19 protein-coding genes are annotated in these 21921 nt (G+C 63.6%); 5 read left to right on the forward strand and 14 right to left on the reverse strand.

Annotation, left to right across the window (positions count from 1 at the left end):
* The first annotated feature begins 86 nt into the window (after nt 1–86).
* The 3 genes from PQQ86_RS09585 to PQQ86_RS09595 are packed head-to-tail and all read left to right on the forward strand — an operon-like array spanning nt 87 to nt 5409.
* Nucleotides 87–677, forward strand: a complete 591-nt coding sequence (locus PQQ86_RS09585) for a DUF2760 domain-containing protein (RefSeq protein WP_408266047.1) — start codon at nt 87–89, stop codon at nt 675–677.
* Nucleotides 674–2524 (forward strand): Hsp70 family protein, encoded by a 1851-nt coding sequence (locus PQQ86_RS09590; RefSeq protein ID WP_408266049.1) that lies wholly within the window; start codon nt 674–676, stop codon nt 2522–2524. Before PQQ86_RS09585 ends, PQQ86_RS09590 begins: the two co-directional genes overlap by 4 nt.
* Nucleotides 2521–5409, forward strand: coding sequence for an Hsp70 family protein (locus PQQ86_RS09595; RefSeq protein ID WP_408266051.1), 2889 nt, complete (start codon nt 2521–2523; stop codon nt 5407–5409). Before PQQ86_RS09590 ends, PQQ86_RS09595 begins: the two co-directional genes overlap by 4 nt.
* Nucleotides 5410–5423: 14 nt before the next feature.
* Here the strand turns inward: PQQ86_RS09595 and PQQ86_RS09600 are convergent, their stop codons facing one another.
* The 11 genes from PQQ86_RS09600 to PQQ86_RS09650 form a co-directional block, all read right to left on the reverse strand.
* On the reverse strand, nt 5424–6455 hold the full coding sequence (locus tag PQQ86_RS09600) for a diguanylate cyclase (RefSeq protein ID WP_408266053.1): 1032 nt from the start codon (nt 6453–6455) through the stop codon (nt 5424–5426).
* Between the two features lie 183 nt (nt 6456–6638).
* Entirely contained in the window at nt 6639–7052 is a 414-nt protein-coding gene (locus PQQ86_RS09605) for a metallophosphoesterase family protein (protein WP_408266055.1), read from the reverse strand.
* Nucleotides 7053–7113: 61 nt separating this feature from the next.
* Nucleotides 7114–7761: a glutathione S-transferase family protein gene (locus tag PQQ86_RS09610; RefSeq protein ID WP_408266057.1), complete on the reverse strand. Its 648-nt coding sequence runs from the start codon at nt 7759–7761 to the stop codon at nt 7114–7116.
* A 7-nt stretch (nt 7762–7768) separates the two neighbouring features.
* Nucleotides 7769–8989 (reverse strand): Rieske 2Fe-2S domain-containing protein, encoded by a 1221-nt coding sequence (locus PQQ86_RS09615; RefSeq protein WP_408266059.1) that lies wholly within the window; start codon nt 8987–8989, stop codon nt 7769–7771.
* Nucleotides 8967–9887, reverse strand: coding sequence for an aromatic ring-hydroxylating dioxygenase subunit alpha (locus tag PQQ86_RS09620; protein ID WP_408266061.1), 921 nt, complete (start codon nt 9885–9887; stop codon nt 8967–8969). Before PQQ86_RS09620 ends, PQQ86_RS09615 begins: the two co-directional genes overlap by 23 nt.
* A 14-nt stretch (nt 9888–9901) precedes the next feature.
* Entirely contained in the window at nt 9902–11008 is a 1107-nt protein-coding gene (locus PQQ86_RS09625; protein ID WP_408266063.1) for a BMP family ABC transporter substrate-binding protein, read from the reverse strand.
* Nucleotides 11005–11859: an alpha/beta fold hydrolase gene (locus PQQ86_RS09630; RefSeq protein ID WP_408266065.1), complete on the reverse strand. Its 855-nt coding sequence runs from the start codon at nt 11857–11859 to the stop codon at nt 11005–11007. Before PQQ86_RS09630 ends, PQQ86_RS09625 begins: the two co-directional genes overlap by 4 nt.
* Nucleotides 11856–12833 carry an isopenicillin N synthase family dioxygenase gene (locus tag PQQ86_RS09635; RefSeq protein WP_408266067.1) on the reverse strand — a complete coding sequence of 326 codons (978 nt, stop codon included), beginning with the start codon at nt 12831–12833 and terminating at the stop codon, nt 11856–11858. The genes PQQ86_RS09630 and PQQ86_RS09635 overlap by 4 nt, the downstream gene beginning before the upstream one ends.
* Nucleotides 12834–12943: 110 nt before the next feature.
* On the reverse strand, nt 12944–13897 hold the full coding sequence (locus PQQ86_RS09640; RefSeq protein ID WP_408266069.1) for a LysR family transcriptional regulator: 954 nt from the start codon (nt 13895–13897) through the stop codon (nt 12944–12946).
* 155 nt (nt 13898–14052) lie between these two features.
* The gene (gene phnX, locus PQQ86_RS09645; RefSeq protein ID WP_054041481.1) at nt 14053–14856 is read right to left on the reverse strand and encodes a phosphonoacetaldehyde hydrolase; all 804 of its coding nucleotides are present in this window, start codon (nt 14854–14856) and stop codon (nt 14053–14055) included.
* 76 nt (nt 14857–14932) lie between these two features.
* A complete protein-coding gene (locus PQQ86_RS09650) occupies nt 14933–16162 on the reverse strand; it encodes a 2-aminoethylphosphonate--pyruvate transaminase (RefSeq protein WP_408266072.1) in 1230 nt (409 codons plus the stop codon).
* Between the two features lie 118 nt (nt 16163–16280).
* On the opposite strand from PQQ86_RS09650, the gene PQQ86_RS09655 reads away from it, so the two are divergent.
* Nucleotides 16281–17162: a LysR substrate-binding domain-containing protein gene (locus PQQ86_RS09655; RefSeq protein WP_408266074.1), complete on the forward strand. Its 882-nt coding sequence runs from the start codon at nt 16281–16283 to the stop codon at nt 17160–17162.
* Nucleotides 17163–17290: 128 nt separating this feature from the next.
* On the opposite strand, the gene PQQ86_RS09660 is transcribed toward PQQ86_RS09655, so the two are convergent.
* The 3 genes from PQQ86_RS09660 to PQQ86_RS09670 all read right to left on the reverse strand — a co-directional run bounded on the left by PQQ86_RS09660 (nt 17291) and on the right by PQQ86_RS09670 (nt 20715).
* Nucleotides 17291–18037: a glucose 1-dehydrogenase gene (locus PQQ86_RS09660; protein ID WP_408266076.1), complete on the reverse strand. Its 747-nt coding sequence runs from the start codon at nt 18035–18037 to the stop codon at nt 17291–17293.
* A gap of 265 nt (nt 18038–18302) precedes the next feature.
* Entirely contained in the window at nt 18303–19325 is a 1023-nt protein-coding gene (locus PQQ86_RS09665; RefSeq protein ID WP_408266078.1) for a histone deacetylase family protein, read from the reverse strand.
* Nucleotides 19326–19404: 79 nt separating this feature from the next.
* Complete coding sequence (locus tag PQQ86_RS09670; RefSeq protein WP_408266079.1) at nt 19405–20715, reverse strand: MFS transporter; 1311 nt, start codon at nt 20713–20715, stop codon at nt 19405–19407.
* 139 nt (nt 20716–20854) lie between these two features.
* Between PQQ86_RS09670 and PQQ86_RS09675 the strand changes: the two genes are divergently transcribed.
* Nucleotides 20855–21814, forward strand: coding sequence for a LysR family transcriptional regulator (locus tag PQQ86_RS09675; protein ID WP_054041525.1), 960 nt, complete (start codon nt 20855–20857; stop codon nt 21812–21814).
* Nucleotides 21815–21921: the final 107 nt, after the last annotated feature.

Here is a 21921-nt window from a genome sequence, read left to right on the forward strand (position 1 = left end):
GCACGCCAATCAGGCACGTGTCGGGCCCGTCGCGTGTGGCGCAGCCAGGACAGCTCGTCCTTTAACAGAGCCCCTCAGGAGCATTCATGACCGATTCGAACCCGTCTTTCCTCGGCAGGATTTCACTTGCCGTCAGTACGTTTTTCAGCATCCTTGGCGATGGCGAATTCGCCGCCGGAGTGCTGCGTCTGCGTAACGGTGGCGCAGGCGGCGCCGCTGCCGCGAGCGCTGCACCCACGCCCGCTCCCGCCGCGGCTCCGGCCCCCGCCCCGCAACCGGCGCCCACGCTGAAAGAAGCGAGCCCGGATGCCGCACTCCAACTGCTCGGCCTGCTGCAACGCGACGCGCGCTTCATCGATTTCGTCGAAGAAGACATCAAGGCCTATAGCGACGCCGACATTGGCGCCGCCGCCCGCCTCGTGCACGACGGCTGCCGCAAGACGCTGCGCGAGCATTTCACGATCCGTCCGGTGCGCGACGAAGCCGAAGGCAGCCGCGTGACGCTGGCCGAAGGTTTCGACGCCACCTCGATTCGCCTGACCGGCAACGTCGTCGGCAAGGCACCATTTAACGGCAGCATCAGCCACCGCGGCTGGCGCGTCGACGAAGTGCGTCTGCCGAAGCTGACCGACAGCCACAACGCCAAAGTGATCGCACCGGCCGAGGTGGAGCTATGAGCGACGCGCGCTTCTCAATCGGTATCGACCTGGGCACCACGCACTGTGCGCTGTCCTACGTGGACACCACAGCCAGCGATGGTGAAAAGACCACTCAAGGCGTGCTGCCGATCGCTCAACTTACCGGTCCCGGCGCGATCGACAACCTCGACCTGCTGCCCTCGTTCCTCTACCTGCCGCATCCGGACGAACTCGCGTCGGGCGATCTGTACCTGCCGTGGACCGGCCAACGCGAATTCGCGGTCGGCGAGTTCGCCCGCAGCCGCGGCGCGGCCACGCCGATCCGGCTGGTGTCGAGCGCCAAGAGCTGGTTGTGCCATCCGGGTGTCGATCGCCGCGCGGCGATTCTGCCGAATGACGCACCGCCCGAAGTCGCGCGCGTATCGCCGCTCGAAAGCTCGGTGCGCTATCTGACGCATCTCCGCGAAGCGTGGGACCACGCACATCCGGACGCCCCGTTCAGCCAGCAGGACATAACGGTGACGATCCCTGCATCGTTCGATCCGGCGGCGCGCGAGTTGACCGCCGAAGCAGCGGAAGCCGCCGGCTATGGACGCATGACGTTGCTCGAAGAACCGCAAGCCGCGCTGTATAGCTGGATTCAGAAGAGCGGCGGCCAGTGGCGCAAACAGGTCAAGGTCGGCGACATCATTCTCGTGGTCGACGTGGGCGGCGGCACGACCGACCTCTCGCTGATCGCCGTGATCGAGCGCGAAGGCAATCTCGAACTGCATCGCGTCGCGGTCGGCGAACACATTCTGCTCGGCGGCGACAACATGGACCTCGCGCTTGCCCACGTGGTCGCGCGCAAACTTGCCGCTCAGGGTACCCAGGCCGACGCATGGCAACTGCGTGCCCTCACCTATGCCTGCCGCTCCGCGAAGGAGACGCTGCTTAGCGACCCGTCGACCGATACCGTGCCGCTCGTCGTGCCGAGCCGCGGTTCCAAGCTGATCGGCGGTTCGATTCGCACCGAACTCACGCGTGCGGAGCTGACCCAGACGATCCTCGAAGGCTTCTTCCCGCAGGTGGATAGCGCGGCGCGTCCGGTGAGCCGCGCGCGTGCCGGTCTGACGCAACTCGGCCTGCCGTATGCGCAGGACGCGGGCATCACGCGGCATCTGGCGGCCTTCCTTGGCCGTCAGGTGGGCGCGCTGGCTGAACTCGAAGGCTTGCGCGATATCGCCACGACGGAAGGTGCGACTTTCCTGCACCCCACTGCCGTGCTTTTCAACGGCGGTGTGTTCAAGTCGCCGCTGCTGGTCGAGCGGATCATGGGCACGCTCAATGGCTGGCTCGGTGCTGAAGGCGCGCCGCAAGCCCGTCTGCTCGAAGGCGCGGATCTCGATCTCGCCGTCGCGCGCGGCGCGGCCTATTACGGCTACGTGCGGCGCGGCCAGGGCGTGCGCATTCGCGGCGGCACCGCACGCGCGTACTACATCGCGATCGAATCGGCGATGCCCGCCGTTCCCGGTCTCGAGCCGCCGGTGCAGGCACTGTGCATCGCCCCGTTCGGCATGGAGGAAGGCACGGACGCCGAACTGCCGGCGCAGGAGTTCGGGCTGGTCGTCGGCGAGCCGGTGCACTTCCGCTTCTTTGGATCGTCGGTGCGTCGTCAGGATCAGGTCGGCACGCTCCTCGACTTCTGGGGCCCCGATGAGTTGCAGGAACTGGAGGAAATCCAGGCAACGCTGCCATCCGCCGGCCGCACCGCTGGTGAAGTCGTGCCGGTGAAACTGCATGCGCGCGTGACGGAAGCCGGCACGCTCGAACTCGAAGCCGTGCCGCGCGGCACCGACGAACGCTGGAAGGTCGAGTTCGACGTGCGCGGCAACGCGAATGCATGACTGAAGTGAAGCAGAAGCGCTACAGCGTCGGCATTGATCTCGGCACCAGTAACACGGTGCTGGCCTATGCTGCGGCGGGCTCGCAGGAGATTCGCGTCTTCGAGATCGATCAGCTGGTGAGTCTCGGCGAAGTCGCCGCGCGGCCGTTGCTGCCTTCGGTGAGGTATCACGCGGCGCCGGGCGAGCTGAGTGCGGGCGATCTGCAGTTGCCGTGGCGCGCGCCTGACAACGCGGTCGATGGCGTTGGCGAAAGTCAGCAGGATCCGCCGGTCGTGATCGGCAGGCTCGCGCGTGCGCTCGGCGGCCAGGTATCTGGACGGCTGGTGGCGAGTGCGAAAAGCTGGCTGTCGCATGCGTCCGTGGACCGGGTCGCGCCGATTCTGCCGTGGGGCGCCGCGGACGATGTCCGCAAAGTCTCACCGGTCGAAGCCAGCGCGAGCTATCTGGCACACGTACGGGCGGCCTGGAATCAACGTTTTCCCGACGCGCCGCTCGAGGCGCAAGACGTCGTGCTGACGGTGCCCGCATCTTTCGACGAAGGCGCTCGAGCGCTGACGGTGGAAGCAGCGCGTATGGCGGGTCTGCCTACTTTAAGGCTGCTCGAAGAGCCGCAGGCCGCGTTCTACGACTGGCTGTTTCATCATCGAGAAAGCCTCGCGACCGAACTGTCGGACACGCGGCTCGTGCTGATCTGCGACGTGGGCGGCGGCACTACCGACCTCACACTGATCGAAGTCCGCATGCGCGACGGCGAGCCGGAACTCACGCGTATCGGCGTGGGCAACCATCTGATGCTCGGCGGCGACAACATGGATCTCGCGCTCGCGCATCGCGTCGAAGCGCGTTTGCCTCAAGCGGGTAACGAGCGCACGCGTCTATCGGCGGCGAGCCTCTCGCAGCTGGTCGAGCGTTGCCGCGGCGCGAAGGAACAACTGCTCGGCCCAGACGCACCGGAGTCGGCTTCGATCACGTTGCTCGGCGCAGGCTCGAAGCTGATCGGCGGCGCACGCACGGCGCAGGTCACGCGCGAGGAAGTCGAGCAGATCATCGTCGACGGATTCTTTCCAGCGGTGGCATCGAACGAACGGCCCGGCAGACCGCGCGGCGCGATCGTCGAGTTCGGCCTGCCCTATGCCACCGACGCGGCGGTCACGCGTCATATCGCGGCGTTTCTGAACCGCTTCGCGGCGCAATCGCGTAAGGCGCTGGATTCCGCTTCTGATTCCTCCGCGCTTCCTTCCCATATGGGCGAAGCGCAGGACGAGCCGTTGCCGGTGCCCGACACGCTGTTACTGAACGGCGGCGTGTTCCGCGCTGAAGCGCTCGCGCAACGCCTGTCCAGCACTTTGGGCACGTGGCGCGGCGAAGCGCTCAACGTTCTGCACAACGACAATCCCGACGTCGCCGTGGCGCGCGGCGCGGTCGCTTATGCCCTCGCCCGCGCGGGCCAGGCGCCGAAAATCGGTGGCGGCTCTGCGCGCAGTTACTTCCTTGTGCTGGACGAAACCAGCGATGGCGAACGGGACGCCGAACCGGCACAACGCGGCATCTGCCTGCTGCCGCGCGGCACCGAAGAAGGCCAGGAGATCCGGATCGAAGACCGTACGTTCGCGCTGCGCCTCGGGCACCCGGTGCGCTTCCACCTGGCCTCTTCAAGCGCGGATACGATCTATCAACCAGGCGAGATGGCCGACCTTGCACAAGGCGATTTCATTCGGCTGCCACCTATTGCCACGATCGTGCAACCGCGCGGCGCGAGCACGACGCGCGCCGAAACCGCGGTACAGATCGCAACGTCACTGACCGAAGTGGGCACGCTTGAAGTGCACTGCATCGAGATCGACAATCCGGCGCAACGCTGGCTGCTCGAATTCCAGTTGCGCCGCGAAGATGCTCAGGTGAACCTGTCGGCGGATCCGGCACAAGCCCGGCACCCCGCGCTCGACCAGGCAATCGACCATATCGACCGCTGCTTCGGCACGCGCGCGCAAAAAATCGACCCGAAAGAAATCAAACGCCTGCGCTCGCAACTCGAACAGCTGCTCGGGCCGCGCGACGGGTGGAACAGCGTGCTGCTGCGCGAACTGTTCGGCGCGCTGTGGGAGCGTGCACGCCGCCGTTGGCGCTCGGCGGATCACGAACGCTTGTGGCTGAATCTTGCAGGTTATTGCGTGCGGCCAGGCTTTGGCTATCCGCTCGACGAATGGCGCGTGGAGCAACTCTGGTCGCTCTTCGACGACGGCATCCAGTACGTCAACGAAAGCCAGGTCTGGTCGGAATGGTGGACGCTATGGCGCCGCGCTGCGGGTGGCCTCGACGAACGCGCGCAACTGCGCGTGCTCGACGCGATGGCCTATCTGCAAACGGCCGCGCAATCGCGTCACAAGCTGCCGTTCGATGCGTCGAAAACCGGCTTCACCGACATGGTCCGGCTGAGCGCATCGCTCGAACGCATTCCGGTCGAACGCAAGATCGAGCTCGGCGAATCCGTGCTCACGCGCTTGAAGAAGCCGGCGGAGAATCATCAGAGCTGGTGGGCGGTCGGCCGCATCGGTGCGCGGCGGCCCTTCTATGGCAGCGCGCATAGCGTCGTGCCGCCGGACATCGCGGCGCTTTGGCTGAACACGATCCTCGCGCTCGACTGGAAGAAGGTCGACCCTGCAGCGTTCGCCGCCGTGCAGATCGCCCGCATGACCGGCGACCGCTCGCGTGACCTGCCGGAAGACCTGCGCCATGCCGTGGTGCGCAAACTCGAAGCGGCCAATGCGCCGCGCGCGTGGATCACGATGGTCGGCGAGACCGTGGAACTCGATGACGCCGACGAAGGCCGGGTGTTTGGAGAATCGTTGCCCGCGGGGTTGAAGCTGATAACGGCAACGCTGTAGCGAGGCAGCCTGCCCTAGGCCATTGTCACCAGATTCCTGCCTTCGTGTTTCGAGCGATACAGTGCCCGGTCCGCGCTCGCGAAGCCCTCGCGATGTGCCTGCCGTGACCCCTCGGTCATACGCGTCAACGAGGCGCCGACGCTCACCGTCACCATGCCGAGCGGCGATGCGCGATGTTCGATCGCCAGATCTTCGACGCCCTGCCGCAGCGCTTCGAGCGTGTCTTCAAGCGCCACCGGCTCCGCTCGCAGCACCAGCAGGCCGAACTCCTCGCCACCCATGCGCCCGGCGATGATGCGCTCGCCGTCGGCCGCTGCCTGCATCACCGAAGCCACCTTGCGCAAGCAATGGTCGCCCGCCTGGTGGCCGTAGGTGTCGTTGTATTGTTTGAACCAGTCGACGTCGACGACCACTGAGCCCATCACGTCGCCCTCGCGTGCGTCTTTCCACTTGCGCGCGATGCTTTCGAGCAGGAAACGGCGGTTGTACAACTGGGTGAGCGGATCGATCGCGGTGGCCGTGCGCATTTTCAGATCGTTTTCGATCATTGCGCGCAGGTGGTAGAACACGCCTCGTTGCGATGCATCGAGGCGGCCGGGTGCGGGGTCCATCGCGCACAGGGCGCCGACGATCTCACCGTTCGGCGCGCGTAGTGCAATCGCCGCGTAAAAGCGCACGAAGGGATGGCGCTGCACCAGCATGCATTCGCCGAAACGGGCATCGTCGTGGGCATCCTCGATGACGAACAGCTCCGCGTCGCGCACCGCGTAGTCGGCCAGCGAGCGCGCGCGGGTCACTAGCGGCATCGCCATGCCGACTTCGGCCCGGTAGTGCTGATGCTCCTCGTCGAGCAACGTGATCGCGGTGATCGCCGCGCCGGTCACGCTCTTCAGAATTTCCGCCGCGTGGGTGAAGCATTCGCGCATCACCTGATCGTCATGCAACAGCCACTCGATAACCGACGATTCCACCTCGGGTTCGCCGGCGGCGGACGGATCAACCGACATCCTGCTGGACAGACGGTCGTTACTGTAAGCGAGTTGCACGGCTGGGTTCCCGGGAGTGACTAGCTCGTGTCAACGGCATCTGCATCTGAAACTTGAGCGGCAGGACGCGGGTTCATTCAACAGACAATTGCAACCTGCACCCGCGTAATCCGGATCTTCTGCGCCGCAGCCGAAGGGCTATGTCTTGATGACGATGACGGGCAACCAATCCGCGCTACACTTTCACGCAAACGGCAACGGCCCCTCGAACCGCCCGATATAGCTCAGATGCGAAACGGCCGGCTTGCCCTGCACCCAACGATGCAGCATGAAAGCAGGCGGCTCGAGATACGACGCCGGTTGCGCATCGGCCTCGACGCGCAAAGCGATCTGCGTCGTCGTGCTTGGACAGGTCAGCACCGGCACAGGACCAAGCCTCGTCTGCATCAACCGATGGACATGCCCCGCGATCACACGATCGACGTGCGGGTGTGAAGCGATCAATGCAGCGAACGGCTCCGCATCGCGCAGTCCATACAGATCGAGATACGGTATGCCGGTCACGAATGGTGGATGATGCATGGCGATCACGGCCGTGCGGTCCTGGCAAGCGTCCAGTTGCGCATCGAGCCACGCCAGATAGAACGAATCGAGCATATCGTCGGCAGGGGCGCAGACAAAATAAATCTTCTGTGCGTGCTAACCGGCTACCCTCCTCTCACACAGCAGCGTAGACCCCGGCCATCGTCGTAAATCCTTCGAGGCGTTTGATCCGCATACTCCAGCGTCTGAGCGCGGGATAGTCGATCGATTCGATCTCGGCTTCGTCGAGCAATGCTACCGGTACGAAGCAGGCAATATCCGCCACGGTGGGCACTGAAGTCGCACAGACAAACGGCGTGCCCGCGGCCTCGTTGAACCAGCAGGTTTCGTCGAGCGCACGCAGCAGTTTCTTTGCCTCCATGCGTGAAGCATTGCCGCGCGTTTGCCCGCCATGCAGCACTTGTGCGCGCATCGGGAACACAGCGTCGCTCAATTGCGCCGCGAAGCCGAGCCACGTTTGGACTTGCGCGAGTTGCAGCGGATCGTCTAACGGCAACCAGTGCGATTGGCCTCCTGACTCGGCAACACCGTAGCGCCGCGCCAGATAGACGAGGATCGCGTGCGCATCGTGCAGCAACACGCCATCAACATCGAGCACGGGCAACCTACCCAACGGACTCATCGCGAGAAAGCGACGCGTCTCGTTCTGCTTCGACGGATAAAGCTCAATACGCGCTCTTTCGTAAGGCACGTCGAGCAGGCCCAACATCAGCCGGACCTTATAGCTTTCGCCGCACAGCTCGTCGTCGTAAAGTTTGAGCATGGCGGCCTCACAAATCCAGAGTCAAAGTTTCAGTTGCTGCACGCGAGACGCACACCATCATGCAGTCGCTCGCGGCCCGCTCCTGCGGGGTCAGAAAATCGTCGCGATGCAGCGGCGTTCCTTCGATCACGCGCGTGCGGCACGTGCCACAGACGCCCTGTTCGCACGAACTCGGCACATCGATGCCGTGACCCCGCAAAGCCTGCAAGACGGTGACGCCAGCAGCAACTTTGACCGTGCGCCTGCTGCGCGACAGATGGATATCGAAGGCCCGGTCCGCTGGGTCGTGGGCTGCGGAAAAATGCCTGTCATTCAGGCTCCCTGAAGCGGAGACGGGTTTCGACAATGAGCGTTGCAGAAAGACCGGCTGCGTGGCCGGTGAAGTTTGCGGTGCGGACAGCGGCGGCCGATTTGCAACGGCATCGTTCGATAGCGGCTCGCGATGCACGCACTGCTGCTCCAACGCATCGCGCAGCACATTGAGCCGTTGCTGATGATGCCGCTGCACGGTCAGGCGTTCGGTCAGGGCAACCGGTCCGAGCGCGACGCCATGCAGATACGTGCGCCCAACCCGGGCCGGCTGCAGGAGGAAAACTACCCGATTCGCGGCGGCGTCCAGTTGTTCAATCATGACTGCGTGCGGCGCAACGTCGAACGCCACGCAGTCCGTCGTCTGCCAGAGATCGAAGCGCGCATGATCGAAGCAATAGTCGGCGAGCGCGCGTTGCACGGTCTCGCTGGGGGCATCGATCGCAATGGTGCGTAAGTGGATTGAGGGAGATTGCGATCGTGCGTCCGCTTTCAGCGCAGCGTCCTGCTCAAGTTCCTCGATCAGCGCAAACGGCGGCACTTCGCCGGCTGGCGCGAGACAGGTCCAAACAAAGCCGTAGCGCACTTCCACCGGCCATGTCTTCACCGCAACCGGCGGCGCGGCAGCATCCGGATGTGCAGGCACGAAACGACAAGCGCCGCTGCCGGAGTTGAACTGCCAGCCGTGATACTGACACTGCAGCGCTTCGCCACGATGGTGCCCGAGCGACAAACGCACGCCGCGATGCGGGCAACGGTTTTCCCATACATTGACGGCGCCGTCTTCGGCACGCCACACCACGACTTCGTGGTCCAGCAGTTCAGTGTGACAGATCGCCCGATCGCCGAGTTGATCGACATTGCACAGCGCAATCCATGCGGGTTCCATGCGGTCCTTATCGGCCATGAGTCGTCCCATAGGTAACCTGCTGGGCCGTGAGCCAGCGGCGGTACGCGACGGACATTGCGTCGGCCCGCACCGGATGTTCATCGCCTGTGCCGAGCGGCAGGCGTTTGGGCACCTGATTGACCAGAATCTTGATGTCCTGGGCGAAGATGGTTTGCTGGAAGCCGCGTAGTTCGTCGTCGCTGCTGGCGTCGTCGAGATAACTCATGACCGTGTGAGCGACACACCAGTCTTCGTCGATCGGTTGCACGAACAGCGCAATCACGTCGAAGCGCTCGGGCTGCGGCGGGCAGGTCTTGTACAGAATCGCGCTATACGGGCGCGCGACGCGATAGACGTAGCGCACGTCGAGCGCGGCGCCGGCGGTCATCGCGGCGCGCGGCTGGTAGAAGCGGCAGTCGTGTGCATACAGTTCGTCGTTGAGTTCGTCGCGTTCGATGCGGTATGGCGCGACCTCTGTGTACGGTTCCACGCCGAGATAGCCGGTATGCACGAACGGAAAATGCCCCATGTCGAGGAAGTTTTCGATGGCCCGCAAACCACTCACGTGCACACGAAACGCGCCGGCATGCAGCAGCCGACGATCGGACTCATCGGCCTCGGGTATCGCGAGAATGTCGCGGCGCGGCTCGCCGAGACAGACCCACAGCACGCCGTAGCGTGCCTGCGCATGGCAAGGCGTGTGATCGTCGAGGCGCCACGCGCGGTAGTTTTTTTGCGGCCCGGCCTGAGCCTGTGACAACGCGACAACGCCGATATCGACGCCGAGCAGCCGCGTGCTGATCACGGCGTGCGAACCGCCGGATACACCCGGGGCGTCGAGCGCATCCAGCGCGGCCACGGGATGCCAGTCGTTCCAGATCACTTCGTCGATCGCCGCGTCGTTCATCCTGTCGCTTGCCGTACTCATCGCCATCCGCTCCGTCATTGCGCGACGCTGCCCTGCACACCGTCGACGAACCAGTTTATCCGGTTCGTATCGTCCGCGGACAGGGTAGCGCCGGCGGCGACCCGCACCTTACCGCTCTGATCCTTCAACGGTCCGGCGAACGGATCGAGGCGGCCAGCGACCAGCGCGGCGCGCTTGTCTGCGAGCGCACGCTGCGCATCTGCCGGCACCACCGACGTATTCACATTCACCAGATCGGTGATGCCTTCCCTGACGCCCCAATAGACCGGCTTGTTGGTCCACGTGCCGCGCCGCACTTCGCCGATCACCTTGCTGTAATAGATGCCCCAGTCGTAGGCGACCGATCCCAGATGCGCATGCGGGCCCCAGTGGCTCATATCCGAATCCCAGCCGAACGCGTAGACCTTATGCTGCTCGGCCACGGCCATCGTCGCGGTGGAATCGGTGTTCTGCATCAGCACGTCGGCGCCGAGCCCGACCAGCGTTTCAGCCGCCTGACGCTCCTTGCCCGGATCGAACCAGCTGCTGATCCACACCACCTTCACAACCGTTTGCGGCGCGACCGAACGCGCGCCGAGCGCGAACGCATCGATATTGCGCACCACTTCCGGGATCGGCACCGAGCCGACAAAACCGAGCACATGCGACTTCGATACATAGCCGGCCACGACCCCGGCCAGATAGGCGGACTCATACACCTTGCCGTTGAAGTTGCCGAGATTCGGCGCGCTCTTGTAACCGGAGCAATGCAGAAAAACGGTGTCCGGATAATCGTGCGCGACCTTCAACATCGAATCCATGTAGCCGAACGACGTACCAATCACGATCTTGTCGCCCTTCGCCGCGCGGTCGCGGAACACGCGGGCCGCGTCGGCGTTTTCGGGGACGTCCTCGACGCGCGTCACCTTGATCTGCGAGCCGAGCTGCTTTTCCGTGGCGGCAATGCCGAGATCGTGCGCGTGGGTCCAGCCGGCATCGCCCGGATTGCCGAGATAGACGATCGAGACGTCGAGCGGCGCGCCGTTGGCGGCAGATGCGGAAGCGCTCAGGGTTGCAAGCGCAACGAGCGAAGCCGCGCTACCAGCGAGGAGCAACCGGCTGAGGCGATTGAGTCGAGTCATGACGAGGTTCCGGTAGTGAGCGAATGGGGATGGGTGGCAGAGGCTGATTCGGTAGAAAAAACCTGAGAAGCGGAAGACGCGATACCGATCCCGGCAAGGGCGTCGCACACCAGCGCCGCCAGTTCGGCGGGCCGCGCGAGTTGAGGCACGTGGCCGCAGTCGATCGAACGCACGAGCGCGCCTGGCACCAGCGCCTGCATCTTGCGTTGCAAGGGCAACAGCACGGAGCGATCACGCAGCGCTTCGACATAAATGCGCGGCACACCGCCGAAACGCTCAGCGCTCAGCGTCGTAACAAGCGCGCGGCCGCTTTCCTGTTGGGGCTTGAGTTTCGCGGCGGCTTGCCGCGCCGCCTCCGGGGGGCAATCGTGCAGGAAGATTTCAAGCGCCGCCGCGGGCGGAACGATGGTGGATGCGCCCTCGTCGCGCCATTGCAGATACGGCGCAATGCCGCCTGCATTCGGCACCTCTGCGGCGCTGGCATCGACGAGTTCCGCGTAACCCATACCCGACGGCAACATCATTCCCGCGACGTAGACGAGGCACGCGATCCGCCCGGGCAAGGCCTCGGCCAGCTGCGAAGCCGGCACGCCCGCGCCGCTATGGGCAACGACGACGACAGGGCCGTCGAACGCCGCGAGCGCTTCGCTCAGCGCGTCGACATAGGTTTGCAGCGAGACCACGAGGCCGGCATCCCGTGACGGATTCGCGCCGTTGCCCGGCAGATCGACGGCCATGTACGTCCAGCCGCGCGCCGCGAGTTCGGGCAGCCAGGCGTCCCACGCCCAACTCCCCTGCCACGCGCCGTGAATCAGCAGCATGCCTGCTGCGGGCGGGCGCGGCGGCGTCATCCGTAGGTTCTCCGGTAGCAGGCTTCGAGATGACCGACGACGGTGATTGACGGATACTTCGGCGCTTCGCCCTCCACCGTACAACCGGGCAAACACGTCACCACATAGTCCGGCCGCCCGGTGAAGAAGAACGGCATCGAGTAGCGCTCGCGGCCCGACGCATTGACCACGCGATGCAGCGTGGAGCGATAGCGGTCGTTGGTCCAGCGCGCGATCAGGTCGCCCAGATTGACGACGAATGTGCCCGGCAGCGGCGGCACGTGGATCCAGCCACCGTCGCTATCCTGCACTTGCAGCCCCCCGATCGCATCCTGCCAGAGCAGCGTCAGGCAGCCGAAGTCGGTATGCGCGCCACAGCCCTTCTGTTCAGGCAAGGCCTGCGCCGGTTGCGGCGGGTAGTGCAACAGGCGCAGTGTGGCCATCGCCTCGTCGCAGAACGCGTCGAAATGGTCTTCCGGTAAATCGAGCGACAACGCAAGGCCACGCGTCAAACGCGTCGACAGGTCGAACAGCGCGTCGAAATAGGCCCCCATGGCCGGACGAAAACAAGGCGACTGCTGCGGCCACTGATTCGGCCCGCAGTTGAAGGCACGCGCCACCACTCGCGGGTGATCGAGCGGCAGTTCATTGCCGATGTAAAAACCTTCTTTCAGATCGGGCGGCGTGCCCGCTTCCAGCACCTGCCCACGCAACGGTTCGTAGCCCCGGTTGCAGAACGACTGCGCTTTGTCGACCTGGCGCTTCTCAGCGTCGCTCAGCGCGAAAAACTGCTCGGCTTCGGCGCGTGCGGCATCGATCAGGGCCGGCTCGACACCGTGATTGGCGATGTAGAAGAAGCCCTTATCGATGCAGGCAGCATGGAGCGCCGCGCCCACCGCCGCGCGTTGCAGCGGATCGGCCGAGGCAAGCCCGGCCACGTCGATGACGGGCAGGCTCGTGTGCGGCACTGCTTTAGCTGATAGCACTTCGGACATCACGACTCCTTTGAACCCGTTCGACCGAGTGTAGATCGTGGTGGGTGGTCAAAAAAGCGCAGAAAAAGGTGCATGCTGATGCCGTTTCGGCATCAGCACCGGCGTCGCCGTTAGACGGCCGGCTCGTCGTCCTCCCGTTCGGCGATCGCCTCGGCAAGCAGTCGAACGAACGCATCGAGCGCGGGCGTCAAGGTTCGCCCGGCGCGGGCATAGGCGCCCAGCTCGGAGACCAGCGCGCGCGGCGTGCGCAGCGGAATATGCACCAGCGTACCGTCGGCGAGATCGCGTTCCAGGCCGAGGCGCGTCTGGAACCCCACGCCACGCCCGCGTGCCGCCATCCGCCGCATCAGTTCGATCGAATCGCTTTCGAGCACCGTTTCCAACGGCTTTGCGTAATGACGGATCAGCGGTTCGAGCAGCCCGCTGATCGACAACTGCGCGTTGCCGAGAATCAACGGGTAGCGCGCGCACTGCGCGAATGTGACGGTCGTCTCGCCGGCAAGCGGATGATCGGCGGCCACGATCGCGCCGAGCTGAAAACGTCCCACGGCGAGTTGCTGCAAGTCGTCCGTGCGCGGCAGTGAGAACGCAAGGCCAAGGTCGGCATCGCCATCGAGAATCGTGCGGGCAATCGATGCCGAACCGGCCGTATGCACCTGAAAACGGATCGCCGGGTAACGCGTCAGCATCCGTTCGACGAGGTCCGGCAGAAAACTCGAGTTGAGCCCCTCGACCGTGACAATGCCGATCTCGCCACGACGGATTCCGCGCAGCGCGTCCATCTCGCTCTCAAAGCGGCGCGCATCCTGCAGCACGGTGATCACATGCCGCGCGAACACTTCGCCCGCGGCCGTCAATGCCAGCCCTGCCGGGAGCCGTTCGAAAAGCGGGGTGCCGACTTCCGCCTCGAGCTTCAGCAACTGCCGGTTAACCGCCGACGAGACGACATGCAATTGCCGCGCCGCTTCACGGATCGAGCCATAGCGGCGAATTGCATCGAAATAGCGCAGCGAGCGAGCGTGGATATGCCAGGCGAGCGTATCGGTCTGCGTAGTTTTCGACATATCGGTTAGGGTTGTTATTGATTGATGGGGTAAAAGCCGCGCTGATTACTCAAAACAAAAGCGCACAACAAAAAAGCGCACTGTCTCTCAACAGTACGCCTTCGAAAAATACAGCAAGAAAAGTTTACACCCACCGAAGCCCGCGCTTCGACAATTTAAGGCCGCTCACCTCGCGCCAGGCGCGCATCAATATCACGCACCACAGGCATCAGATCCGCCACGCTATCGATCACATAATGCGCCCCGGCGGCCTGCAACTTCTGAATCGCCACCTTGCGCCGCCATGCAAATTCATCCGGCGCCAGCGCCTTGACGTCGTCCTCGGCCATGCCGAAGGCATTGCCGCTCACGGCAACACCCACCGCCCACGTGCCGCCGTTGATCCCTTCCTCGATACCCACTTCAGTGTCGTCGACCTTGATCGCATCCTTCGCGCGCCACACACCCAGTTCCGGCAACGTCTTGTAGATCATGTATGGCGACGGACGCCCTTCCGGCGTGTCACCCGTACACACGATACTGTCCGGCGAAAAACCCTGAGCCGCCGCACCCGGCACGATCTCGGCCATGATTTCGCGCGTATAGCCGGTGGTCGTGCCGATCCTGATGTCGTCGCTGCGCAGCGCGCTCGCCACTTCCGCCACGCCCGGAATCACCGAACTGTAGCTCGCGGCCACCGCGATGTTCTTCGGCACGAAGACGTCGTACACGGCGTCAATGTCCGCTTCGCCCGGCTTGTGGCCATATTTGTCGGCCCATGCTTGCGACACGCGCGGCAAGGCCATCAGCGCGGCGATATGCGGACGCTTGGCCATGCCCATCGGGCCGCGTGCTTCGTCGATGGTGATCGACACGCCGAACTGTTCGAACGTCTCGACAAACGCGCCCATCGGCGCCAACGAACCATAATCGACCACCGTGCCGGCCCAGTCGAAAATCACTGCTTTTACGTGTTTCATGTACTTCGATTCTCTGGAGGTTGTAAGGCTCGCGCGACGTGCCGCGCGTTTGTATTCCGCACTCAAGCCGCGCTGATCAAGCCGCTTCGGCCAGGGTTTTGCGCTCTTCGAGCGCGGCCGCCGGCGGCGCGGCGTGCGCGACGCCCATCGCTTGCAGCGACTGCGCGCAGGCTCGCACCACGCGGTGCATCACGCGCTCATCCACCTGGCCGATGCAACCGATGCGGAAGCTGTCCACCACCGTCAGCTTGCCCGGATAGATGATGAAACCCTGCTTCTTCATCAATTCATAGAAGTGCTCGAATTTGAACGACGGATGCGCCGGTGCGAAAAACGTCACGATGATCGGCGAGCGCCAACGCGCATTCAGCAGCGGCTCGAAGCCGAGTTCCTGCATGCCCGCGACCAGCACGTCGCGATTGTTCGCGTAACGCGCGAGACGCCCGGTCTGGCCGCCTTCGAGCTTGTGCAGACGCAATGCTTCGATAAACGCGGCCACGGTATGGGTCGGCGGCGTGAAGCGCCATTGGCCCGTGCGGTTCATCACGTCCCACTGGTCGTACACGTCGAGCGAGAGCGAATGGCTGCGGCCCTTGGCCTCCTGCAACGCACTCTTGCGAGCGATCACAAACCCGAAGCCGGGCACGCCCTCGATGCATTTGTTCGCCGACGAGACAAAGGCCTCGCACGGAATCTGACGCACATCGAGCGGCACCGCGCCGAATGCGCTCATCGAGTCGATCAGCAGCTTGCGGCCTTTTTTCGCGGTGGCGGCGGCGATTTCTTCGATCGGATTGAGAATCCCGGAGCTCGTTTCACAATGCACCGCGACCACGTGCGTGATGCGCGGATCGGCGTCCAGCATGCTTTCGACTTCGGCGCCGCGCGGCGGCAGGTAGTCGCCCTTGTCGAGCACCGTGCAGGCACGGCCGAGATAACCGAGGGTGGTCGCGATGCGCTTGCCGTAAGCGCCGTTGGCCAGCACCAGGGCGTGGCCATCGCGCGGAATCAGGCTGCCGAGCATGGCTTCGACACAATAGCTGCCGCTGCCCTGAAGCGGCACGCAGTCGTACTCGTCGGCGGTGTCGCCGGCAATGTCCAGCAGACTGCGGCGCAGTTGGGCGGTCATCGCGCGGAAGTCACCGTCCCACGAACCCCAGTCGCGCAGCATCGCTTCCTTGGTCGAGAACGCCGTGGTCAGCGGTCCCGGCGTCAACAGATACGGCTCGCCCTGGGCCGGCGCGGCACACATCACGGTTGAAGACAGTGCGGATGCTGTCGGGGAGCTGTCAATGACGCTTTCCATGGTCGGAATCTCCGATATCGCTGTTGCGGTCATGACACGGTACAGAAAGGCTGTCCATCGGTAAAATCGATATAATCGATGCAGGTATCGCAAAAACTTATCTCTCGACGAGGCAGACGTGCAATACGCGCAATTGCGGGCCTTCCATGCGGTCGCGGAACACGGCGGGTTTTCCAAAGCGGCGCAGGCGCTGTCGCTCACGCAGCCGGCGGTGTCGGATCACGTGAAGCGGCTCGAGCAGGATTACGGTGTCAAATTGTTCGAGCGCGGCCCGCGCGGTGTCGAAACCACCGAACTCGGCCTGCGTCTCTTCACCGTGACGCGGCAGATGCTCAGTTGCGAGCGCGACGCGCGGCAACTGCTCGAATCGGCGGGTGGGCTCGAGTCCGGCTCGCTCTCGCTGGTGGCGGACGCGCCCGATCTGGCCGTCGCGCTGATCGGCGCGTTTCGCAAGCTGCATCCGGGGATCGTCGTGACGCTCTCGATCGCCAATGCCGCGGATTGCATGCAGCGCGTGCTGTCGAGCGCGGTCGACGCCGCCATTACCGCCGCCCCGCAGGTGCATAGCCGGCTCGAGTCGCGCGTGCTGCGGCGCGATCCGCTGGTGGCCATGGTGCCGGCGAGCTATCCGGTGGCGAAGAAACGCAAGCTGAGTTACGCGGAACTCGTGCAACAGCCCATGATTTTTCGCGAGCGGCAATCGGTCACTCAGCAATTGCTGGAGATCGAGTTGGTGCGCGAGTCGTTGCAGGTTGAACCGGTGATGTATGTGGACGGGCGTGAAGCGCTGGAGGAAGCGGTCGCGCAAGGCATGGGGGTGGGCGTGATCGCGCGCGCCGAATTCAATGAATCGCGACGGATCAGGATGATTCCGCTTCAGGATTGTCAGGTGCAAATGATCGAATCGCTCACGCGGCTTGCTGAAAGACCGGGGTCGAATCTGCTGGATGCGTTGTTTGCGGTGGAGCTGACAAGCGCCGCTACTGTGGCGGCGCAATGAAACAATAAGCCGCCGGGCAACGATTGCCCGGCGGCGTTTTCATACGGTCCTGGCGCAGCAGGCACATGTCGGGGTGGTGCATGGCATCGCCACACGAACCCACCACTACGCGCCGCTCGCCAATCCTGTTACCGCGAACCGCCGCTGGCGATCAGGCTTTCGCCGGTCATCCAGCGCGAATCGTCGGAGGCAAGGAACACGGTGACATCGGCGATATCGTCAGGCTGACCGATACGGCCAAGCGGCGTTGTGCTGACTGCCCAGGCCTCGAAGTCCGAGCCGATGAAGCCGGCAGTATGCGTGCCTTCCGTTTCAACCATGCCGGGATTCACTGAGTTGACGCGAATCTTGCGCGGGCCGAGTTCGCGTGCGAGCACGCCGGTGATGGCGTCCACCGCGCCCTTGGTGGCGGTATAGACCGAACTGCCCGGCGGCGTGATGCGGCTGACAACCGAGCTGACGTTCACGATGCTGCCGCCTTCGCCCAGATGCTTCACCGCCGCTTGCGTGACCAGGAGCAGACCCAGCACGTTCACGTTGAAGTGCTTATGGAAGTGCGCTTCGGTAATGTCCTCGATCGGCGCCATCTCATACACGCCGGAATTGTTGACGAGAATGTCGAGGCGGCCATAAGTTTCCACTGCCGAATCGATAATGCCTTTCGCGTCCGCTACCTTGGACACATCGCCGCCAACGGCCACTGCCTTGCCGCCTGCCGCGGTGATTGCGGCAACCACGTCGTCCGCGCCGGCCTTGCTGGACGCATAGTTCACCACCACCGACGCGCCTTGCGCCGCCAGTGCCTTCGCAATCGCGGCGCCGATACCTTTCGATGCGCCCGTTACAACCGCAACCTTACCTGTGAGTTTGCTCATGATCGTTTCCTTTGGATGGAGTTCGCGCCGGCGTCGCTCTCGCGAAGATTCGCGGGGTGGACGCCGATGAAGCGAGACATGCAGTGGCGCTGTCACTGGACACAATGTAGGCACACTGGCCGCATGGATAAAGCGGCTGGAAACGAATAGATACGTCGGATGAGCCGAACAATCGGAAAGACGTTGGGGGCGGAGCGCACGAGGGAGGGTTAGAGAAAGGCGCGGCGGGCACCGACGCTGACGCCGGTGCGACAGTTGCCTGACTTCATCGCTTCGACGCAAACCCGTCGAAGAACGACCGCGCGTTCGCATCGAGCGTTTCGATGTGGTACCCGCCTTCCTGCACGATCAATGTCGGCAGTTTCAGCGCACCGATTTGGCCGCCGAGTCGGCCGAAGCCTTCGGTCGTCACCGCCACCATCGATTGCGGATCGTCCTTGTAGATGTCGAAGCCGAGTGCTACGACCAGCACATCCGGCTGAAAACGCGCGAGAACCCGCAGCGCCGCGTCAAGCTGCTCGAAGAACACGGCTTCCGACGAACCATGCGGCATCGGCAGATTGACGTTATAGCCCTCGCCTTGCTCCGCGCCGCGCTCGTCTTCGAAACCGGCCACTACCGGATAGAAATTCGTCGGATCGCCATGGATCGACACATACAACACGTCGTCACGGCCGTAGAAAATCTCCTGAATGCCCTGGCCGTGATGCATATCGGTGTCGAGAATCGCGACGCGCCCGTACTTCTGCCGTAACGCCTGCGCTGCAACCGCCGCATTGTTCAGATAGCAGAAGCCGCCTGCCGCTTCGGCACGCGCGTGATGGCCCGGCGGGCGGCATAACGCGTACGCTTCACCCGCGCCGTCGACAATCGCCTGCGCGCCGGCCAGCGCACTCTGTGCCGACCAGTAAGCGGATTCGTAGGTATCCGCGCCGACCGGGCAACTGCCGTCAGCGAGATAGCGTGCCGCTTGCGCAAGCACGCCGCGCAATGGGTTGTTCTCGCGGATATACACGTTCGACATCACTTCGTCGCCCCACTCCGCGGGAATCTTTTTCCATTCACGGTGCGCTTCTTCGAGGAAGCGCAGATAGTTCATGCCGTGCACCGCAGCGAGCGGCGCGGCCCCGAAATCCGCCGGTTCCTGCACGTCGAAGCCGAGCTTCTTCACGGCTTCGACGAGTCGCAACGCACGTTCGGGCACTTCCTGCGGTGTGCGCATCTGGCCACGCGACAGATAGCTGCGCGGATGATGCTTCAACTGCGCCGGATGAAAAAACGTCTGCATATTCCAGTTCCTTTGCTTCAGGCGTAGGCCGGTGCGGCCATCATCGCACGCGCCGGCAACGTCCATGATTTCATTTGATTCAGCGTGCCGGTAGTGCTTCGGGGGCGTCGGCACGACGGTGTTTCAGCGCATCCAGCGCGACGATGCACGACAACGAAATGCCCGCGAGGCACGTGTAAAACACCGCAAGCGGCCACCATTGCCCGGTAAATTTGTGCGCGAGCCATGTCCCCGCCAGCGGCGTCAAACCACCTGCAATCGCGCCACATACCTGGTACGACAGCGAGATCGCCGAATAACGCACCCGCACCGGAAACACACCGCTGACAAAGCCCGCGATCACCGAATAGAAACTCGCCATGCACACCACGGCAAGCGCGATGCCAACAATCATCGACAACCGGCTGCCGCTCTGCACGAGTGTGAACATCGGATAGGGCGAGAGCATCGCGGCGAACGCGGCCAGTTTGAGGAAGCGCGCACCGCCAATCTTTTCAGCGAGCCATGCGGCGAGCGGTTGCGACAGAAACTGGATGATTGCGACCGCGAACAGGCAATCGAGAATCAGCGATTTCGACACGCCAATGTTCTGCGTGGTGTACGAAATCATGAAAGTGTTGGTGAAGTAGACGCCCGCAATGCCGATCGTGTTCGCGCCGATGCACAGCGCAACGAGCGCGCCGGAAGAACGGAACACTTCGGCAATCGGCAACTCGACGGTACGCTTCGCCTCTTTCTCGCGCTGGAATTCCGGTGACTCGTTCACACCGATACGAATGAAAATGCCGACCGCGAGCAACAGCGCGCTCGCCAGAAACGGCAGACGCCAGCCATACGCGATGAAATCGTCATGCGGCATCGACGTGACCGCGCGAAATGCGATCAGCGAGAGGATCAGTCCGGCCGGGCTGCCCAGTTGCGCGAACGATGCGAAGAACGTGCGCCGTCCTTTCGGTGCATGTTCGCCGGCCATCAGCACAGCGCCGCCCCACTCGCCACCCACCGCCACGCCCTGCACGACCCGCAGCAACACCAGCAGCACAGGCGCGAGCACGCCGACCTTCGTATAAGCCGGCAACAGGCCGACGCATACGGTGGCGACACCCATCATCATCAGCGTGGTCATCAGCGCCTTCTTGCGGCCGATGCGATCGCCCAGGTGGCCGAAGATCACGCCGCCCAACGGCCGCGCGAAGAAGCCGACCGCGAAGGTCGCAAACGACGCCATCGTGCTGACAAATGGGTCATGCGAGGGGAAGTACAACTCGCCGAACACCAGCGCGGCGGCCGTGGCGTAGATGTAGAAGTCATACCACTCGATCATCGTGCCGATGAAAGCGGCGCTTGCCGCTCGCACTGGCTGACGGGTGGCTTGGGGTGAAGCGTTCATAGCGGCTCCTCAGTCGCGATGCCTGATATCAGGGCATCTTGTGAGGTGTTTTATCGCCAGCCATAAAATATTAGTCAAATTTCGGTTTATTATCCCAGCTATAAATCTGGCTAATGTCGAAGGTGATTCCATGACTCAGTTGCGCGCGGACGTCACGCGTTTTTTGAATGACCGGCTCGACTGGAACCTGTTGCGCACCTTCCTCGTGATCATGCAGGAGCGCAGCGTCAGCCGTGCCGCGGCCCGTTTGCATCTGACGCAACCGGCAGTTAGCCAGGCGCTTAAACGGCTCGAAGACACGCTGGGACGCAATCTGATCCAGCGCCGCGGCCCGCACTTCGAACCGACCCGTGCCGGCGAGGAGGTGTACCGCATCGCCAGCGATATTTACGGCCACATGTCGCGGCTGGAAACCGAACTCGACGACCGCAGCGACGACATCACCGGATCGATCCGGCTCCTGTCGGTGAGCCGGATCGACTCCGGCGTCTATGATGAATTCCTCGCGGAATTCCACAAGACCTATCCGCGCGTGGATTTGCAGATCGAAGTGATGCGCTCGTCGGACATCATCTCGTCGCTGCTCCAAAAAACGGCCACGGCCGGGCTCGGCTTGTGCCGCACCCCCGTCGACAAACTCGAACAGCGCTGCTTTCTGCGGCAACGGTATGCGCTTTTCTGCGGGCGGCATCACCGGTTGTTCGGGCGGCATGCATTGTCGATCGATCAATTGCTGGCGGAAAACTTCGTGTCGTTCACCAGCGACCAGATCGGCGACAGCCTTTCGCCCCTCACCGTGTTTCGCGATCAGCGCGGCTTTACCGGACGCATCGTGGCGGCCTCGCCGAGCCTCGACGAAGTGCGGCGGCTGATCTTCGCGGGCTACGGCATCGGCTGCCTGCCGGAGCACATCGTGCGCGACGATCTCGCGCAGCAACGCTTGTGGCGTCTGCCACCCGAAGAGGGTCTGGTCGACGTCGACATCGATCTGCTGTGGCTGCGCGCGCGCAAGATGAATGCCGCCGAGCAGGCATTTCTCGATGGCATGGAGCGCACGATGCAACGCTACGCGCTACCTGAGCGGCTTGCGCCGCGCTAACTGAAGATGAACCTGGCGGTTCACCGATTTCCGCATCTGCGGATGAACGCGATCTGCACCGCCACACTTGCCAGTACAGCCAACGTGCCTAACGTATCCAGAATAGT

This window comes from Paraburkholderia sediminicola, assembly GCF_046026675.1.
In the GTDB taxonomy this organism is placed as follows: domain Bacteria; phylum Pseudomonadota; class Gammaproteobacteria; order Burkholderiales; family Burkholderiaceae; genus Paraburkholderia; species Paraburkholderia sediminicola_F.

Excerpts from the sequence above, each read along its gene's own strand:
- phnX (WP_054041481.1), bottom strand. The coding sequence starts at position 14,856 with ATGAAACACGTAAAAGCAGTGATTTTCGACTGGGCCGGCACGGTGGTC.
- PQQ86_RS09605 (WP_408266055.1), bottom strand. The coding sequence starts at position 7,052 with ATGCTCGATTCGTTCTATCTGGCGTGGCTCGATGCGCAACTGGACGCT.
- PQQ86_RS09630 (WP_408266065.1), bottom strand. The coding sequence starts at position 11,859 with ATGACGCCGCCGCGCCCGCCCGCAGCAGGCATGCTGCTGATTCACGGC.
- PQQ86_RS09620 (WP_408266061.1), bottom strand. The coding sequence starts at position 9,887 with ATGAGTACGGCAAGCGACAGGATGAACGACGCGGCGATCGACGAAGTG.
- PQQ86_RS09635 (WP_408266067.1), bottom strand. The coding sequence starts at position 12,833 with ATGTCCGAAGTGCTATCAGCTAAAGCAGTGCCGCACACGAGCCTGCCC.
- PQQ86_RS09640 (WP_408266069.1), bottom strand. The coding sequence starts at position 13,897 with ATGTCGAAAACTACGCAGACCGATACGCTCGCCTGGCATATCCACGCT.
- PQQ86_RS09615 (WP_408266059.1), bottom strand. The coding sequence starts at position 8,989 with ATGGGACGACTCATGGCCGATAAGGACCGCATGGAACCCGCATGGATT.
- PQQ86_RS09650 (WP_408266072.1), bottom strand. The coding sequence starts at position 16,162 with ATGGAAAGCGTCATTGACAGCTCCCCGACAGCATCCGCACTGTCTTCA.
- PQQ86_RS09660 (WP_408266076.1), bottom strand. The coding sequence starts at position 18,037 with ATGAGCAAACTCACAGGTAAGGTTGCGGTTGTAACGGGCGCATCGAAA.
- PQQ86_RS09590 (WP_408266049.1), top strand. The coding sequence starts at position 674 with ATGAGCGACGCGCGCTTCTCAATCGGTATCGACCTGGGCACCACGCAC.
- PQQ86_RS09625 (WP_408266063.1), bottom strand. The coding sequence starts at position 11,008 with ATGACTCGACTCAATCGCCTCAGCCGGTTGCTCCTCGCTGGTAGCGCG.
- PQQ86_RS09585 (WP_408266047.1), top strand. The coding sequence starts at position 87 with ATGACCGATTCGAACCCGTCTTTCCTCGGCAGGATTTCACTTGCCGTC.
- PQQ86_RS09665 (WP_408266078.1), bottom strand. The coding sequence starts at position 19,325 with ATGCAGACGTTTTTTCATCCGGCGCAGTTGAAGCATCATCCGCGCAGC.
- PQQ86_RS09670 (WP_408266079.1), bottom strand. The coding sequence starts at position 20,715 with ATGAACGCTTCACCCCAAGCCACCCGTCAGCCAGTGCGAGCGGCAAGC.
- PQQ86_RS09610 (WP_408266057.1), bottom strand. The coding sequence starts at position 7,761 with ATGCTCAAACTTTACGACGACGAGCTGTGCGGCGAAAGCTATAAGGTC.
- PQQ86_RS09595 (WP_408266051.1), top strand. The coding sequence starts at position 2,521 with ATGACTGAAGTGAAGCAGAAGCGCTACAGCGTCGGCATTGATCTCGGC.